The sequence below is a fragment of the Oceanirhabdus sp. W0125-5 genome, assembly GCF_027938815.1.
Taxonomy (GTDB): Bacteria; Bacillota; Clostridia; order Clostridiales; family Clostridiaceae; genus Oceanirhabdus.
In genome coordinates this window covers 798798-815906 of sequence record NZ_CP115913.1, presented here as the reverse complement: position 1 = coordinate 815906, position 17109 = coordinate 798798, and the positions used below count along the sequence as shown (strand labels likewise).

The window sequence follows — 17109 nt, the reverse complement described above, 5'->3', positions numbered from 1 at the left end:
TGCTTTTCTAATAAATGCAATAAAAAAAAGAGATACAAATGTATCTCTTTAACATGGTAGCGGAAAGAGGACTTGAACCTCCGACACTCCGGGTATGAACCGAATGCTCTAGCCAACTGAGCTATTCCGCCAAATGGTTGCGGGAAGAGGACTTGAACCTCTGACCTTCGGGTTATGAGCCCGACGAGCTACCAACTGCTCCATCCCGCGTCGCTTGGTGCCGAAGACCGGAATCGAACCGGTACGGTGTTTAACCACCGCAGGATTTTAAGTCCTGTGCGTCTGCCAGTTCCGCCACTTCGGCATGTCTTTGTGCGACATGTGATATTATAACTATTTTATTTTGTAATTACTTAAAAGTAAATGGTAGCGGAAAGAGGACTTGAACCTCCGACACTCCGGGTATGAACCGAATGCTCTAGCCAACTGAGCTATTCCGCCAAATGGTTGCGGGAAGAGGACTTGAACCTCTGACCTTCGGGTTATGAGCCCGACGAGCTACCAACTGCTCCATCCCGCGTCGCTTGGTGCCGAAGACCGGAATCGAACCGGTACGGTGTTTAACCACCGCAGGATTTTAAGTCCTGTGCGTCTGCCAGTTCCGCCACTTCGGCATGTCTTTGTGCGACATGTGATATTATAACTATTTTATTTTGTAATTACTTAAAAGTAAATGGTAGCGGAAAGAGGACTTGAACCTCCGACACTCCGGGTATGAACCGAATGCTCTAGCCAACTGAGCTATTCCGCCAAATGGTTGCGGGAAGAGGACTTGAACCTCTGACCTTCGGGTTATGAGCCCGACGAGCTACCAACTGCTCCATCCCGCGTCGCTTGGTGCCGAAGACCGGAATCGAACCGGTACGGTGTTTAACCACCGCAGGATTTTAAGTCCTGTGCGTCTGCCAGTTCCGCCACTTCGGCATGTCTTTATGCGACATATGCTATTATAACTTTTTTCATGTTGTTGTCAACACATTTAAATAAATGGTTGCGGGAAGAGGACTTGAACCTCTGACCTTCGGGTTATGAGCCCGACGAGCTACCAACTGCTCCATCCCGCGACATTTGGTGCCGAAGACCGGAATCGAACCGGTACGGTGTTTAACCACCGCAGGATTTTAAGTCCTGTGCGTCTGCCAGTTCCGCCACTTCGGCATGAATAAAAGCCACTTTGTCTCAACGACAAGTCTTATTATATATTAAGATTATACCCATGTCAACACATTTTTCAAATCTGAAAATTCAAACTTTATCTTTTTATAAAAAAAGTGCGTTTCACGCGCTTCTACAGCAGGATACTCATACCCATGAACCTATAAACAACACCTTAAATCGCCAAAGCAATGAGTCATTTCTTTATTAAACTTTTGAATTTCATTTATAAAAAAAATAAAACTAAGTCTCAATGAGACTTAGTTTCTTCTATATCCATTACTTCTATTATTTTTTTGAGTTTTTAGCGCCTTAAACTTTTCTTCACTTTCTTTCAAAAATTTTGAGAGATTATCTTCGAAGTTATGAGCTGTAACTTTTTCTGGCTTCTTATTCCAATTAAACTCTTTTGGTTTTACACTTTTTTTCTCATTAAGACCCTTCATTGAGAAGCTTATCTTATCTTCCTTTATTGATATTACCTTCACTTTAACCTTATCATTTTCTTTCAAATGATCATTTACGCTTTTAACATACCCATCTGATATCTCTGAAATATGAAGTAATCCTATTTCACCCTCAACCTCAACAAAGGCACCAAATTTTGTTATGTTTACAACTTTACCTTCAAAGATTTTTCCAAGTTCTAATGACATGTAGAAAGTATCCTCCTTAAAATTTTAAATATATTAAAAATTAATACTTCTATTAATTTTCAAAGCTGTTTTTTCATTGGTTCTTATCAATGATAGTAATTTCGCCTTGCTTTATAAATCTTAGCTTTTCTCTAGCTTCTTTTATGACATATTCATCATCCATTTTATGCTCATTTTGTGTTGTTAGATACAAGTGTTCTTTTTCTTCTTCTTTTACTTTCTGTTCAAAGCCTTTAATTTCTTGTCTCTGACTTCTTATTTTAATTTCTTGCGAAACAAAATTGTATGCTATACCTATTATTAAAATTACTATTAATAAAACTCTTAACTTGAACATTTTTTTCATATCTAAATTACCATCCATGATTAGAATACAGCTTGTTTAAAAAACTGGCTAATATAATTTTAAATTTTTATTTATATTTTTTCAAGTTTAAATTTTATCAAGTTTAGGTAAGTTTATACCTATTCTAATATTATACTATTTAAATAATAATTTCAGCATAAATTTAATTATTTTTTAATATTTTTTCTTTTAACAAAAATCATCTTACATAGCAACTCTAATGGATAAATTAAAACTCTGATAATTCCTCTTAAATAAATAAATATCTTGTAATAAATAAAATCAAATACACCCTCTAATATTGGGGCTAAAATAAAATAATATATTCCTATACCTATCAATATAAACAGTATAACATATGTAGCCATTATAGCATTACAAATTACAAAAAGCCAAAAATATATTATCATTCCAGAAATACACCAAAAAATAATATCCAAGAAAAATAATGTTATTTTCTTCCTTCTAAAATCTTTTATTATTGTTTTATAAAATTCAAAAAATAATCCTATTATTACTCCAGCAAGCAAGCTCCCTATTAAAATTATGATCTGATACCATATACTTAGAATCATTATTTAAATAGCTTAGCTAAAATTCCTTCATTAGATTTTGCCTTATGTTTATTACTATATACACAAGAATCAATACTTCCAACAATATAAACTTCGCCTGCTTGAACATCTAATTTGTTCATTTTTAAGTTTTCACCTTTTATTAATAAGGTGCCCAACTTGGTATTTAATAGTATTTCCTCTTCATTAAACCTTATAACCTCAATAACTCCAGTAATTTGTAGTTTTTTTCTATCCTCTAGTAAAAGATTACAATTCATTTCTTCTTGTTTATCTTCTCTATTAATATCCATAACTCCCCTCCAAATTTGCAATCCTCTTATTCTATAACTTATGCTTAATAACAATCTAATTATGAATATTTTTTATAAAGGAAATATTATAATCTTACAAATTGGGTATATAACCAAAAATATAGAGCTTGAAATAGAAACTATCTTTCAATCTGCTCTAGGATATTTATATCATGATTAAAATTACCATCAGCTTCCACTCAACTCTACATTCTTAATCTAGTTATGGTTTAGTATTACCAATTTTTACTCTTCCGAATCAGCTCCAGATATTATCTCATACATTTCTTTTGCTTCTTCTTTTCTTACATGAGCAGCGATATTAATAATCTTAGCTTTTAAAGTGCCTTTTGGAAATTGAATTTCTATAATATCACTTTCTTTAACTGTTGTGCTAGCTTTAGCCTTCTTTCCATTAATAAATACCCTCTCACTATCACATATCTCTTTAGCTTTTGTTCTTCTCTTAATTATTCTAGAAACTTTAAGATACTTATCTAATCTCATTTATATTCCCCCCTAAATTAATTTATATAAATAGAATAGGCACATTTAGTGTTGGTTCATAATAAGAAACTATTGTGCTTTAGAAAACAAGTTGAAAGTGGAAAATTGAAAGTTGAAAACGTAGGATATTTCTCTTCGAGAAATCTTAATCATATTATTCTTCGGACAAGAATAGTTTACTCGTTTCATCTTGATGAAACCTTGTATTCTAAATTACAATATTTTATCTAAAGATAAAATAAGTAAACCCCTATTGTTCTATATAACAATAAAATGTAGTTTTGCGGAGCAAAACATCCATCGTTTTCCACTTTCCATTTTCAACTGTTCAGTTATGTTTTATGTCACAAAGTTTCTCTATCATAAATTATATACTCAAGGCCTTTATTACATTCCATATATCCCTAAAACAAAAACCTAGATAATAAATTATCTAGGTTTTTATTATGTAGATTACTTGTTTACTCTTTCTTTGAACTCTTTACCAGGTTTAAATGCTGGAACTACAGAAGCTGGGATAATCATTTCTTCTTTAGTTCTTGGGTTTCTTCCTTTTCTTTCAGCTCTTTCTCTAGTTTCAAAAGTACCAAAACCTATTAATTGTACTTTCTCTTTGTTTTCAAGAGCTTCTATAACAGACTCCATCATAGCCTTTAAAGCTACCTCAGCATCTTTCTTTGTTAAATTTGATTTTTCACTCATTTTAGTAATTAATTCTGCTTTATTCACCTTTGTAACCTCCTTAAAATTAAGCACAGTCAATATTTTAACTAGTACACTCTAAAATCATTTATTCTCCATAAATTTAAAAATTCCTTTTTTTATTGACTAATTCTGTGAAATTTTAAATTTAATAATCAAATTTTATCATAAAAATCACTAAATCTAAATAGTAATTTGAAAAATAATGTTTATTCTTCACATTTTGCCTCTTCCCAAAGTACGTCCATCTCTTCTAAACTCATATCTTCAAGTTTAAAACCTTTTTTATTAGATTGTTCTTCTATATAAGAAAACCTCCTTATAAATTTATCACATGTACTATTTAGTGCTTCCTCTGAATTAATATTTAAAAATCTAGCTACATTAACACACGCAAATATTAAATCACCTATCTCATCTAATATTTTTGACCTATTATTGGTTTTATATACATCTTTTATTTCATTTAATTCTTCTATAACCTTATCCATTGCAGGATTAATATCATTCCAGTCAAATCCAACCTTAGCGGCCTTTTTCTGGATCTTTTCTGCCCTCATTAATGATGGCAATGCTTTTGGGATATCCTCTAAACCTTCACTGTGTTTATGGAACCCTTTTTCCTGCTTCTTTATATCTTCCCAATTAGTTAATACTTCACTTTCTGTTAAATAAGCTTTTTTATTAAATATATGGGGATGCCTTCTCACCATCTTTTCACAAATACTCTTAATAATATCATTAATATTAAAATACCCTTCTTCTTTTCCTATTTGTGCATGGAAAACCACTTGTAATAGTACATCTCCAAACTCTTCTATCATTTTATCTATATCATCTTTATCTATGGCATCTATAACTTCATAACATTCTTCTATAAGATATTTCTTTAGTGATTCATGTGTTTGCTTTTTATCCCACTGACACCCTTCTTCGCCTCTTAACTCATCCATTATTTCTGTTAAATCATTAAAATCATAAATAACTTCTGTAGTGCTAGGAATATACAGTGATGTCAAATAATCTATGTCTTCCATTCTATCAATTTCATAAATTTTTATTTTCTTAATTACCTCTAACCCCTTCACACCAGCGGCTCTTACAAAATATACCTCATAATCATCTCCATAGTATTCAGCTAATTTTAATTTAACATCTGAAGCTATGTACTTATCATAAACTTGAGTTAAAATTATACCGACCCTCTTATCTAATACACTGTTACCTATATCAAATGCATCTAATATCTTCATCCCCTTTATAGGATCAATCTTCAACGCTTCCATCATTGCATCTATGAAACTGACAGCTGGAACTATTTCGTAATCTATATTCATTTCTTCACATTTCTCAATAAGCATAGAAACACTTCTCTCTGCTACCAATGGATGCCCTGGAACCCCATAAATCAATTCTTTTGTATTTCTATATTCATTTATTATCTCATTTGATATAGCCTCATAAACCTGATCAAAAGAATCTAATTCATTATAAAAATGATCTAATGTTTTATATTCAATATTTAAAGTCTTAATATAGTCAATAGTTGGATGCTTCTCCGTTCTAAAAAACACATTCTTTCCATTCTTTAGTTCATTAATGGTCCCTAGTGTTAATGACTCAATAGCTCCAGGGCCTAATCCTATAATTTTAATCATTTTCTTCCTCCTAAATATTTGGTATATAACTTTCAATTTTACCTCTTACTTTTTCTATTAAACCTGATTTTAATCTCATCAAAATCAAATATCCTAAGTCCAAATACCATTATAAAGTAACATAATGCACCTATAAAAATTGATATAATGCATGAAAAAGTATTGCTTCCTGTATAATTATAGACATTAGTATACGTAAATACAACAGATATAATCATAATCATTGTAGCTATTATAGGCTTAAATAATAGCTCATAATTATTTATCTCCACCTTTAATTTTCTTTTTATATACATTATATTCATTGATGAAGCAAATATATATCCTACTATCGTCCCTAGTAAAGCGCCTTTAATATTAACATATGGTATCCCTACTAAAAAATAAGTCAAACTTACCTTTATTATACACCCTATTCCCAAATTTATAATGGGAACATGATACTTTCCTATTGCATTAAAAATTGATGTAGTAGCCTGACAAACCACTATAAATGGTAAAGATATTGCAAATAACTTTAATATCTCGTATCCCCCTGTACTTCCAACAAAAATCATATCCATTATTGGAAATGCCATAAAGTACAGACCCGCAGCTGAAGGTAAAGCAATAACAATTGCTAGTTTAGTCGCTAATTGAACTTTTGATTTAAAAAGCCTAAAATCCCTTAATCTAGCCTCAGCAATAACTGGAACAATAGATGCGCATATAGCCATTGATAATGCTAGTGGAACATTGTTTAACGTAGCTGCCTTTCCATATGTTTGTCCAAATATAATAGTTATTTGCATCTTAGAAAAACCCGCAGTAATCAACCGTTTAGGCACAATCATATTATCAAATAAAACCATTAAACTTCCCATAGTTGTTACTATTGATATGGGAAATGCTATGCTAATTATTTTTCTCATTATCTTTCTTTGATTAATCATATTACCGCTAGGAAATACCTTTATTACTTTACAGTATTTTATTAAAAGATACACACCAGCTATGGCAGCTCCTATTACAGTTCCTATTACAGCGCCAGCAGCAGAATATTCTACCCCTTTAGGGAATAACATATATGCTATTCCCACTCCTAATACTACTCTCCCTAACTGTTCAATTATCTGCGAGACACCTGAAGGTGCCATGTTTCTTATCCCTTGAAAAAAACCTCTAAAAGTACCTAATATAACAACAAATATCGGTGCTATAGCTGTTATCAAAAAAGCATAGTATGATTTATGATGCCATCCAAATAGCATTACTATTTTTTTTGAGAACAAAAGAAGGACCAAAGACGTACTTCCTGCAAATATCAACATTATGTACAATGTGCTTCTTACACATACTCTTATATGTTCTAATTTCCCCTTAGCATTATATTCAGAAACCATCTTTGATAAGGCAATAGGTATTCCTGATGCAATCGCAACGAAAGTCATATATATAGGATATGACATTTGATAATATCCCATTCCCTCATCTTTTATAAGGTTCTGTAAAGGAATTCTAAAGAAAACTCCTAAGAACCTAGCAAAAACCATACACACCCCTAAAATAAGGGCACCACTTACCATACTATTTTTTCTTATTCTATTATCATTCAAAATATCACCTCAATAAGATTTTGTCTTATTAAAATAGATATTTTCAATTTCCTGTTTTTATACTAAAAAATTAAAGGTAGCGTTTGCTACCTTTAATTTTATGTACTATTCCATTTGTTTTCCTAGGAATGATGCAGCTGTTTCAACAAGCTTCTTCTCTGTATCACCAAAAGCTGCTCCACCTTCTGTACTTGCTATTATTACTGTTCCTATTGCATCCCCTTCTGCAAGGATTGGCCCGATTGCTTGATGTGTGTATTTTCCTTCATGTTCTTCATCGTCATATATAGGAACAATATTGTTACCTTCTAAAACAACGGCTTTTCTATCTTCCATTATTTTTTCCAATTCTGAACTAACCTTTTTATCCATATATTCTTTCTTGGAACATCCACTTAAAGATATAATGTTATCTTTATCTGCAATTACAACCATAAATCCACTTATTTGATTAAGTGATTCAGCATATTCTTTAGAGAAATCTCCTAGTTCTCCGATAGGAGAATATTTTTTTAGAATTACTCCACCTTCTCTATCAGTGAATATTTCTAAAGGATCTCCTTCTCTAATTCTAAGAGTTCTTCTAATTTCCTTAGGAATTACAACTCTACCTAAGTCATCTATTCTTCTTACAATACCTGTAGCTTTCATTAATTATTAGCCTCCTTATTTCCATAATAAAATATACTTGTATTAATATTATCTTTCTTAACTTCTAATTTTATACACAAAAAAAGCTGTATTTACACTTATGTGTAAATACAGCTTTATATACTAAATTTGAAAAAACTATTAGATAAGCTTTTCACTATATATTTTTACATCTGCTTCTTCTTCCCATTCATTGAGTTTTGTATTAAATACATTATATTTTTCTTGATTTTCAAGCATTTCCTTAATTTCATCTTTAACAGCATCAAACTCTTTTATAGGGAAATCTTTTTTATCCTCAATCTTAATTATGTTATATCCTCTAGTATCTTGAATACTCTTAACTTCTCCAACCTTTAGAACCTTAGCTGAAGTCATAATCTGATATCCTAATTTAGGATTATCATAAGTTATATATCCTAAATCTCCACCATTTTCTTTAGTACTTTCATCTAAACTAACCTCTTTAGCAATAGCACTAAACGCTTCACCATTTTCTATTCTAGATATAATCTCATTAGCTTTTTCTTCAGTATCAACTAGCATATATGATATTTTCACTTCATTAGGCTCTTCAGTATATTTTTCCTTATTAGAATCATAATATTCTTTTATTTTCTCTTCAGAAACAGTTACATCTTGAGTAACTTTTTCATAAATCTTATTTTCAATAATTCCTTTTTTATAAGTTTCTTTTAATTTCTCTTCTGTTAAACCAGACTTTTCCAAACGTTTGTTAAACTCTTCTTCTCCACCAGCTGCTTCCACGTCCTCAGCATACTTCTTATTAACTTCTTCACTTATTTCACTATCAGTTAATTTTACACCTACTTCGTTAGCTTTGCTCGTAATAATTTCACTCTGAATTATATAACTTAATATTTGCTGCTTATATGCAATAAGAGTTTTTGCTGCCTCTTCATTTTCCATATAATTTGCACCATAAGCCATTTCTAATTGTTGCATTATGTTCTTTGTTCTAGAATCATCATCTAGTTTTCCTCTAGTTATCTTAATACCTTTTCCTTTTGCAACTACCTGTCGTCTTATTGCTTCAGGTGTTTTTTCTATTAAGTTACAACCTACGCTTGTAACTGCTAATGCACCAATCATAAGTGCCGCCATTAATTTCTTTACTTTACTCACTATACTTCCCCCGTTCTTCATTTTTTATATAATTTAATTATTATTCTATAGATAATTTTAACATAAATTAACGAATTTTGGGTAACTATTTTATATCTTTAAGATATAAAATAAAGTCTTTCAATTCCTCAATAAGATTATTTTTATTATCTTGCGAAAACTTAAATGCAATAGTAGGTGCCTCAGCATTTACTTTGAAGTTAATTTTATTTTTATATTTCTCCATTAACTTCGTAAATACCTTAGGGGTAAAAAACTTATTATTCTTAAATTCAAATAGCATTTCATTTTTCACTTCTTTTAATTCAACCACTCCAATAGATTTGCATAAAAATCTCAATGAAGAAATCTGAATAAGATTAAATAATGGTTTAGGTATATTTGAGAATCTATCTTCTAGCTCAATTATAGTTTCTTCCATATCAATCTCATTTTCTATTGCAGCAATCTTCTTATAAATTTCAATCTTTTGAGTTTCATCGCTAATATAACTCTCTGGAATATATGCATCAATTTTCATATCTATAACTGTTTCAATAGGCTCATCATCTATATCGCCTTTAAGCTTAGCAATAGTCTCTTCTAACATTCTACAATACAAGTCATATCCTACCACAGACATGTGTCCATGTTGTGACGAACCCATAAGATTTCCTGCTCCTCTTATTTCTAAGTCCCTCATTGCTATCTTAAACCCTGAACCTAATTCAGTGAATTCTTTTATTGCTTTTAATCTCTTTTCTGCAACTTCACTTAATAGCTTATCTTTCCTATAAGTAAAATAGGAATATGCTACTTTATTAGACCTCCCAACTCTTCCTCGTAATTGATACAGTTGAGATAACCCCATCTTATCAGCATCATATATTATCATAGTATTAACATTCTTAATATCAATACCAGTCTCTATAATAGTTGTACTCACCAATATATCATATTTTTTATCCATGAAATCAAGCATGACTTTTTCTAATTCTCTTTCAGTCATTTGTCCATGAGCAATAACAATTCTCGCTTCCGGTATAAGCTCCTTTAAATAAGCTGTCATTTCTTTAATACTTTCTACCCTGTTATAAACAAAATATACTTGCCCATCTCGTCCAATCTCTCTAATTATAGCATCTCTAACCAGTTGTTCATTAAACTCAACAACATATGTTTGAACAGGATATCTATCTTCCGGTGGTGTTTCTATAACGCTTATATCTCTAATACCACTTAAGGACATATGAAGAGTCCTTGGTATAGGTGTTGCTGTTAATGTAAGCACATCAATATTCTTTTTTAAATTTTTTATTTTTTCTTTGTGAGTAACACCAAACCTCTGCTCCTCATCAACAATCAATAATCCTAAATCCTTAAAACGAACATCCTTTTGAATCAACTTATGAGTTCCAATAATTATATCAACATTTCCTTCTTTAAGAGCTGTCAAAGTTTGTTTCTGTTGAGTTGGAGTTCTAAATCTACAAATCATATCAATGTTAATTGGATATCCCGCAAACCTCTGTGTAAAATTACTATAATGTTGCTTTGCTAGTATAGTTGTAGGCACCAAGAATGCTACTTGCTTGCCATTCATAACAGCTTTAAATGCAGCCCTAATAGCAACCTCTGTTTTACCATATCCAACATCTCCACAAAGAAGTCTATCCATTGGTTTTTCTGATTCCATATCCTTTTTAATCTCTTCAATAGCTATTAATTGATCCCCTGTTTCTTCATATGGAAATTCGTCCTCGAATTGCTTTTGCCATGGGGTATCTTCGTTATATATGTATCCTTTAATTAAACTTCTTGATGCATATAATTTCAAAAGATCATCAGCAATATCCATTATAGACTTACGAACTTTCCTTTTTGCCTTTACCCACTCGCTTCCGCCTAATTTATTAATTTTAGGACTCTTTCCTTCTGCTCCAATATACTTTTGAATCATATCTAACTGTTCTACTGGTACATATAAAAGATCGCTATTTGTATATGTTATCATAAGATAATCTTTTTTATGTCCCTTAACCTCTAATTGCTTTATCCCTTTATAAACACCAATACCATGATTAACATGAACAACATAATCTCCAAGTTTCAAATCTGTGAAACTTTTTATCTTGCCCATACCTTTTTTACTATGTTTTTTTGTCTTTCTCTTTGATTCACCAAAAACAGTTTTATCTGATATTATACACAATGATAATTCAGGAAATTCTATACCATTAAGTTGATTTCCATATGTTACTACAATCTGACCTTTAATCAATTCTTTAATTTTATCTTTATAAACTGCCTCAATTCCCTTATCTTTAAGAATCTCAATTAATCGTTCTCCTCTTGATTTCGTTCCAGATAATATTATTATTGAGTCTCCATTAGATTTCTTTTTATTTAAGTCATCTATTAACAAATCAAGTTGTCCATGGTAGTGATGCAATGTCTTTTGCTCTATGTTATATTCGCTTTTAATATTTAAAAATTTATTTTCTATGCTCAATGGATTAAAAACTACTTTACATCTATATTTAATTTCATCTTTCACATGCTCTAAATCATATAGAAGATCTCCCTGTTTAGAAAGAATATTACCCCTAGTAAAATAAGTTTCAAAGTTTTCATTAAATTCAATAAATACACTTTCTAATTTACCAATACATCTATTCACATCATCTACTATTACATTATAACCATCAAAGTAATCATAGATTTCAGAAGTTTCCTTGAAAAAGTATGAGATGTAACTTTCAATATTATCGCAAGTACCTTTTTCCTCTAAGCTTTCAAGATTTTTGCCTATGGTTGAATTTATGCTTTCTATTACATCCTTATTTTTTTTAAATTTATTTTTGAATAATTCAAAATCTTCTTTTATTCTTAAAATTCCTTTTTCCAAATCCTCTTTAGGCAACACACTTTCTTTTGCTGGATAGATCATAAAGGTAAATACCTTTTCTATACTTCTTTGAGTTTTTGTATTAAATGTTCTAATGGAATCAATCTCATCATCAAACAACTCAACTCTAAATGGATATTCTTCTGTAGGTGGATAAATATCAATTATCCCTCCTCTTATGGAGAATTGTCCTTTGTTTTCTACAGTAACTACCCGCTCATAACCTGCTTCTATAAGCCATAAGGCAGTTTTTTTTGCATCTACAATATCACCTATAGATACTTTTCTAATATATCTTTTAAAAGTATCTATAGGTGTATATTTACTCATTACCGCCTCTATAGAAGTAACAACAATATTATTTTTTTTGCTTAATACATTCTTTAAAACATTTATTCTTCTCCATCTTAAGTCTCCAGAAATAGCATCAATATTATAAAAAACTACTTCTTTACTAGGAAAATACTCTACATTATCATAATGAAATAAAAGATCTTCATATATATTTCTAGCTTCCATATCACTATAACTTAAAATTAAAAAAGGCTTTTCAACCTCATTATACATAGCACTAACTACATAACTTTTTGCAGAGTCACTAATTCCACTTATTTCAACAGGAGTTTCCCCTTTTCTTATATTATCTATTAAAGATATAAATTTATCTTTTTTTAAAAGGGGATCTATGATCCCTTTTAATCTCAACCCTACCGCCTCCTAAGATATTATTAATCACATGCATTATATCCGTTAAATACGTTCATAGCCTTGTCAACATTGTTTTCAATCATGTAAACAACAGATTTGGCTGCCTCATCAAAAACTTTTTCCATTATTTTTTCTTCTTCAGTTGGAAATTTGCCAAGAACATGAGATACCATGTCCTGTTCAGCTTTACCTACACCGATTTTGACTCTATTAAACTCATCGCTATTTAACATTTTAATAATATTTTTTATTCCATTCTGCCCACCAGAACTACCTTTTTTTCTAATTCTCATTCTACCAACATCTATACTCACATCATCATGTAAAACAATTACATTTTCATTTGGAATATCGAAGTAATTTACAAATTCAATTACACTCTCACCACTCAAATTCATATACGTTTGAGGTTTAAGTAAAATTACCTTCTCACTGCCAATTCTTAAATCACCACATATACCTTTAAATTTTTTCCTATCCATGCTAATTTTATACATATCAGCTAATTTATCTATAACTTTAAAACCAACATTATGGCGAGTATTTTCATATTCAACACCTGGATTACCCAGTCCAACAACCAAGTACATATCTTACCTCCATTAATCCTGTCTTCCTAATCTCACTGTTACTTCTTCAATACAATTATTTCTTTTAATTTTGCATATAACCGATTCACCAACATTATAGTTACTTATAATATCAATTAATTCCTCCATAGACCCAACTTTAATATCATTGATTTCCATAATTATATCTGTAGGCCTAAGTCCTGCATAATCAGCACCACTATCTTTCTTTATATCATGTATATAAACCCCTATAGATTCTGACCCTTTTGTTGAAAAAACATTACCACCATAAATTCCAATTGCAGGTCTAGAAATAAAACCATATCTCATTATTTGCTCTATAGTGTCCACCATTTTATCAATACTTATAGCAACAGAGTATTGATTTTGATCTATTTCTTTTCTAATATCAAAATTATTAATACCCACTACTTCACCATTATAATTTATCAATACCCCTCCGTCACTATCTTTTCTTGAAAAAGAATCACTAAAAATGATTTCATTGTCAAACACCTCATCTATTTCTACACCTAAATAATCCTTTTTCTTACTTATAGAGTTTATAGTGCCCTTAGATATTATACTTACATTTTCCTCACTAAAAGTGCTACTTAATAATAAAATATTATCCCCTAATTTTACACTACTATTTCTTGCAAACTTAGCTGCCTTTAACCCATTTTCTTTAATTTTCAATACAGCTATGTCAAAATACTTATCATACCCAACAACTTTAGCATCGTAAATTTTTCCATTATTTAATTTTACATGTATATTATCTTTTCCATGTACAATGTGATTTACCGTTAATATATAACCTTTTTCATTACAAATAATTCCCGAACCAATTTTAACGTTATCATTACTTATTTCATCACCATAAGATAATATGGCCACAATAGAGGTCATAGTACTCTTAACCAAATTTTCAATATTCATTTCTTCAGTAACAGACTTAGGTTCTTTGTCTTGTTTATTAATATCTGCTGCTATCTCTTGATCCAACATCAATGAAGATAAAGTTACCCCTATAATCATTGATGAGATAATCAATAAACTTATACCTAAGCCTCTCTTATAAATATTTCTTTTTCTTTTTTTAAAAACAATATTTCCTCTATTATTGGTCATTTTCTCACCTCAAGTATTTCTTAACTCTTTTTAATGTAAAAGTAAACATAACACCATCATCTTTCTTATCAGCCCATATATCTTCACCCATTTGTGATATTATTCCTCTAACTATAGAAAGACCCAATCCACTACTCTCTCTTGACGTTCTTGCCTTATCAGCTCGATAAAACCTTTGCCATATATTCTTTAAATCTTTAGCGCTAATCTCATTCTCACATGTGTTAAAAAAGGACACATTCACCTTTTTTCCTCTTACTTTTGTAGTTACCCTAATCATTCCACTTTCATTAGAATATTTAATTGCGTTATCCAGTAGATTAGTACAAACCTGAATAACTCTATCTTTATCACCTAATGCCATTAACTTCTCTCCCTCGAAAGAAACATCAACATTAAGAGCTTTTTCATTTATCTTATTTTCTAACTTCAAAACTGTTATCCTAATAATCTCATTAATATCTATTTCTTCAATTACTTGATTGAATTTACCTGATTCTAGTGCAGATAAATCAAGTAAATCATTAACCAATCTGGTGAGCCTCTTTGTTTCTTCATAAGCCATAGAAAGATAATAATGAACTTTTTCTTCAGGTATTATTCCATCCAAGATTCCACCTATAAAACCTTTTATTGATGTAATAGGAGTTCTTATTTCATGAGAAACATTGGATATAAACTGTCTTCTGTTTATATCAATCTTTTCTAAGGAATCTGCCATTGTATTAAACGAAACTGCTAATTCCCCTATTTCATCGTTACTTATGATATCAACCCTCTTCTCAACTTCACCTTTAGTTATTTTCTTTGCAACATAATTAATCTGAGATAATGGATATACTATAATTTTTTGCGAAAATATATATATTCCAATGGTTGAAAATATTACAACCAAAACAGCCGATATCCATATAATTTGATATACTTTTGTAAGAGGACCTGTAATATTTGATAATGGAGTTACCACTATAGCAGCTCCTAAATATCCCCCTTTAGTATCAATCAAATCAAATTCAAGAGCCTGCACTTTATTATCATAAATTTCATTATAGAATTTTTCTTTCTCTTTTTTACTAATCTCCTTAATAGTTCTATCTTTTTGTCCTTGTTGATCAAACAATTTAGTTCTCATAAATACTGCATGTTTTTGATTTGATACTTCAAAAACAACTCCAGAGCTATCAACTAAAATTATATCGCATTCAAGTAATTTACCCAATAATCTTAAATCATCACTCATCTCATTAACTGATATTTTTTTAGTTTCTACATATTGTATCATAATATCATTTATAGATTCTTGTTGAGATATTATTTTATTAGAACTTTGATTATAATAGTAAATTTTAAACCAAAAAGATAAAAATGCAGCTAAAACAATAAAACTAAAGGTAATTATAACAGTATATGCAATTGCCATTTTAGTAAATAAGCCATTCTTCGCCATCTACTTCACCTCGAATTTATATCCTACTCCCCAAACTGTTTCTATTTGCCAATTTGATCCACCTTTAAGTTTTTCTCTTAATCTTTTAACATGAACATCTACAGTTCTTGAATCTCCTGGATAATCGTATCCCCACACTTCACAAAGAAGTTGCTCTCTTGTGAAAACTTTATTTTTATTAGAAGCCAAATAAAACAGTAATTCAAATTCCTTTGGTGGCATTTTCAGTTCTTCTCCGTGGTAAACCACAGTAAATGAATCAGCATCAATTTTCAAATCATTAAATGTCATCACTTCACTCTTTGTAGCATCAGCATTAAATCTTCTCATAACTGCTTTAACTCTTGCTACAAGTTCTTTAGGTTCAAACGGTTTAACCATGTAGTCATCAGCACCTAATTCTAGCCCTAAAACTCTGTCAAAAGTATCTCCTTTAGCAGTTACCATTATAACTGGAACTTCACTTTCTTTTCTTATACTCTTAAGAACATCTATCCCATCAATATATGGTAACATTACATCCAAAATAATAATATTAGGCTTATATGACTGAAACTTTTCTATAGCCTCTTTACCGTCATTTGCAATTTCAACCTCATATCCTGAACTTTCTAAGTACATCTTCTCAATCTCACAAATATTTCTATCGTCATCAACAACTAAAACCTTAGCCTTAATACCTTCCATAAAAAAACACTCCTCTCAAATTAATTCTTATAGATTCTTAGAATAAATCTTTATTTACTCAAAAAAACTCATTGAAAATCTTTATTGTAAAAAGAACAAAGAACAGAGAACAAAGAACAAATATTGATACCATTCAGTTAACTGAAAGCTTTTAAATATTTCAAACCTTAAACATTAAATAAATTAAGGTTATTTCTGATTTGTTATAATTAAGATATAATTTTTCAGACCATCGGGAAGAAAAATCTCCACATTTATTCTCTGTTCTTTAATCTTTGTTCTTTGATTCAAAAAACTTCTTTTGTAAAATTACAATTAGTCTATTTGAATAAATTTAGTTTTATACTTTAAATCCTATATAACCATTCTATAATATCCTTGAAAAATATT

At 30.3% G+C, this 17109-nt stretch carries 15 protein-coding genes and 11 tRNA genes; all 26 read right to left on the bottom strand.

The genetic code is table 11. The features are described 5' to 3' along the window. Positions 1 to 54: 54 nt before the first annotated feature. Positions 55 to 131, bottom strand: a tRNA-Met gene (locus OW730_RS04000). 3 nt (positions 132 to 134) lie between these two features. Further along, a tRNA-Met gene (locus OW730_RS03995) sits at positions 135 to 210 on the bottom strand. Between the two features lie 5 nt (positions 211 to 215). Beyond that, positions 216 to 304: transfer RNA gene (locus OW730_RS03990), tRNA-Leu, on the bottom strand. Positions 305 to 364: 60 nt separating this feature from the next. Further along, positions 365 to 441, bottom strand: a tRNA-Met gene (locus OW730_RS03985). Positions 442 to 444: 3 nt separating this feature from the next. Further along, a tRNA-Met gene (locus tag OW730_RS03980) sits at positions 445 to 520 on the bottom strand. Between the two features lie 5 nt (positions 521 to 525). Then, a tRNA-Leu gene (locus tag OW730_RS03975) sits at positions 526 to 614 on the bottom strand. Between the two features lie 60 nt (positions 615 to 674). Then, positions 675 to 751 (bottom strand) — tRNA-Met (locus tag OW730_RS03970). Between the two features lie 3 nt (positions 752 to 754). Continuing rightward, positions 755 to 830 (bottom strand) — tRNA-Met (locus tag OW730_RS03965). A 5-nt stretch (positions 831 to 835) separates the two neighbouring features. Continuing rightward, positions 836 to 924, bottom strand: a tRNA-Leu gene (locus OW730_RS03960). Between the two features lie 64 nt (positions 925 to 988). Next, positions 989 to 1064: transfer RNA gene (locus OW730_RS03955), tRNA-Met, on the bottom strand. A 5-nt stretch (positions 1065 to 1069) separates the two neighbouring features. Further along, a tRNA-Leu gene (locus OW730_RS03950) sits at positions 1070 to 1158 on the bottom strand. A 257-nt stretch (positions 1159 to 1415) separates the two neighbouring features. Continuing rightward, a complete protein-coding gene (locus tag OW730_RS03945; RefSeq protein ID WP_271227787.1) occupies positions 1416 to 1811 on the bottom strand; it encodes a S1 RNA-binding domain-containing protein in 396 nt (131 codons plus the stop codon). 73 nt (positions 1812 to 1884) lie between these two features. Continuing rightward, complete coding sequence (locus tag OW730_RS03940) at positions 1885 to 2157, bottom strand: septum formation initiator family protein (RefSeq protein WP_271227786.1); 273 nt, start codon at positions 2155 to 2157, stop codon at positions 1885 to 1887. Positions 2158 to 2324: 167 nt separating this feature from the next. Further along, positions 2325 to 2732 (bottom strand): spore cortex biosynthesis protein YabQ, encoded by a 408-nt coding sequence (gene yabQ, locus OW730_RS03935; protein WP_271227785.1) that lies wholly within the window; start codon positions 2730 to 2732, stop codon positions 2325 to 2327. Continuing rightward, positions 2732 to 3025 (bottom strand): sporulation protein YabP, encoded by a 294-nt coding sequence (gene yabP / locus OW730_RS03930; protein WP_271227784.1) that lies wholly within the window; start codon positions 3023 to 3025, stop codon positions 2732 to 2734. The genes yabQ and yabP overlap by 1 nt, the downstream gene beginning before the upstream one ends. A gap of 246 nt (positions 3026 to 3271) precedes the next feature. After that, positions 3272 to 3532, bottom strand: coding sequence for an RNA-binding S4 domain-containing protein (locus OW730_RS03925; protein WP_271227783.1), 261 nt, complete (start codon positions 3530 to 3532; stop codon positions 3272 to 3274). Between the two features lie 453 nt (positions 3533 to 3985). Beyond that, complete coding sequence (locus OW730_RS03920; RefSeq protein WP_271227782.1) at positions 3986 to 4261, bottom strand: HU family DNA-binding protein; 276 nt, start codon at positions 4259 to 4261, stop codon at positions 3986 to 3988. A 182-nt stretch (positions 4262 to 4443) separates the two neighbouring features. Further along, positions 4444 to 5892: a nucleoside triphosphate pyrophosphohydrolase gene (gene mazG / locus OW730_RS03915; RefSeq protein WP_271227781.1), complete on the bottom strand. Its 1449-nt coding sequence runs from the start codon at positions 5890 to 5892 to the stop codon at positions 4444 to 4446. Between the two features lie 38 nt (positions 5893 to 5930). Continuing rightward, positions 5931 to 7487 (bottom strand): putative polysaccharide biosynthesis protein, encoded by a 1557-nt coding sequence (locus OW730_RS03910; protein WP_271227780.1) that lies wholly within the window; start codon positions 7485 to 7487, stop codon positions 5931 to 5933. 105 nt (positions 7488 to 7592) lie between these two features. Continuing rightward, entirely contained in the window at positions 7593 to 8138 is a 546-nt protein-coding gene (spoVT, locus tag OW730_RS03905; protein WP_271227779.1) for a stage V sporulation protein T, read from the bottom strand. A gap of 141 nt (positions 8139 to 8279) precedes the next feature. Further along, a complete protein-coding gene (locus OW730_RS03900; RefSeq protein WP_271227778.1) occupies positions 8280 to 9284 on the bottom strand; it encodes a peptidylprolyl isomerase in 1005 nt (334 codons plus the stop codon). Positions 9285 to 9369: 85 nt separating this feature from the next. Next, positions 9370 to 12876 carry a transcription-repair coupling factor gene (gene mfd / locus OW730_RS03895; protein WP_271227777.1) on the bottom strand — a complete coding sequence of 1169 codons (3507 nt, stop codon included), beginning with the start codon at positions 12874 to 12876 and terminating at the stop codon, positions 9370 to 9372. 23 nt (positions 12877 to 12899) lie between these two features. Continuing rightward, positions 12900 to 13469, bottom strand: coding sequence for an aminoacyl-tRNA hydrolase (gene pth / locus OW730_RS03890; RefSeq protein ID WP_271227776.1), 570 nt, complete (start codon positions 13467 to 13469; stop codon positions 12900 to 12902). 12 nt (positions 13470 to 13481) lie between these two features. Continuing rightward, a complete protein-coding gene (locus OW730_RS03885; protein ID WP_271227775.1) occupies positions 13482 to 14585 on the bottom strand; it encodes a S1C family serine protease in 1104 nt (367 codons plus the stop codon). A gap of 4 nt (positions 14586 to 14589) precedes the next feature. Next, entirely contained in the window at positions 14590 to 16032 is a 1443-nt protein-coding gene (locus OW730_RS03880) for a sensor histidine kinase (RefSeq protein ID WP_271227774.1), read from the bottom strand. Further along, complete coding sequence (locus OW730_RS03875) at positions 16033 to 16719, bottom strand: response regulator transcription factor (protein ID WP_271227773.1); 687 nt, start codon at positions 16717 to 16719, stop codon at positions 16033 to 16035. It abuts the gene before it with no gap. Positions 16720 to 17109 lie beyond the last annotated feature (390 nt).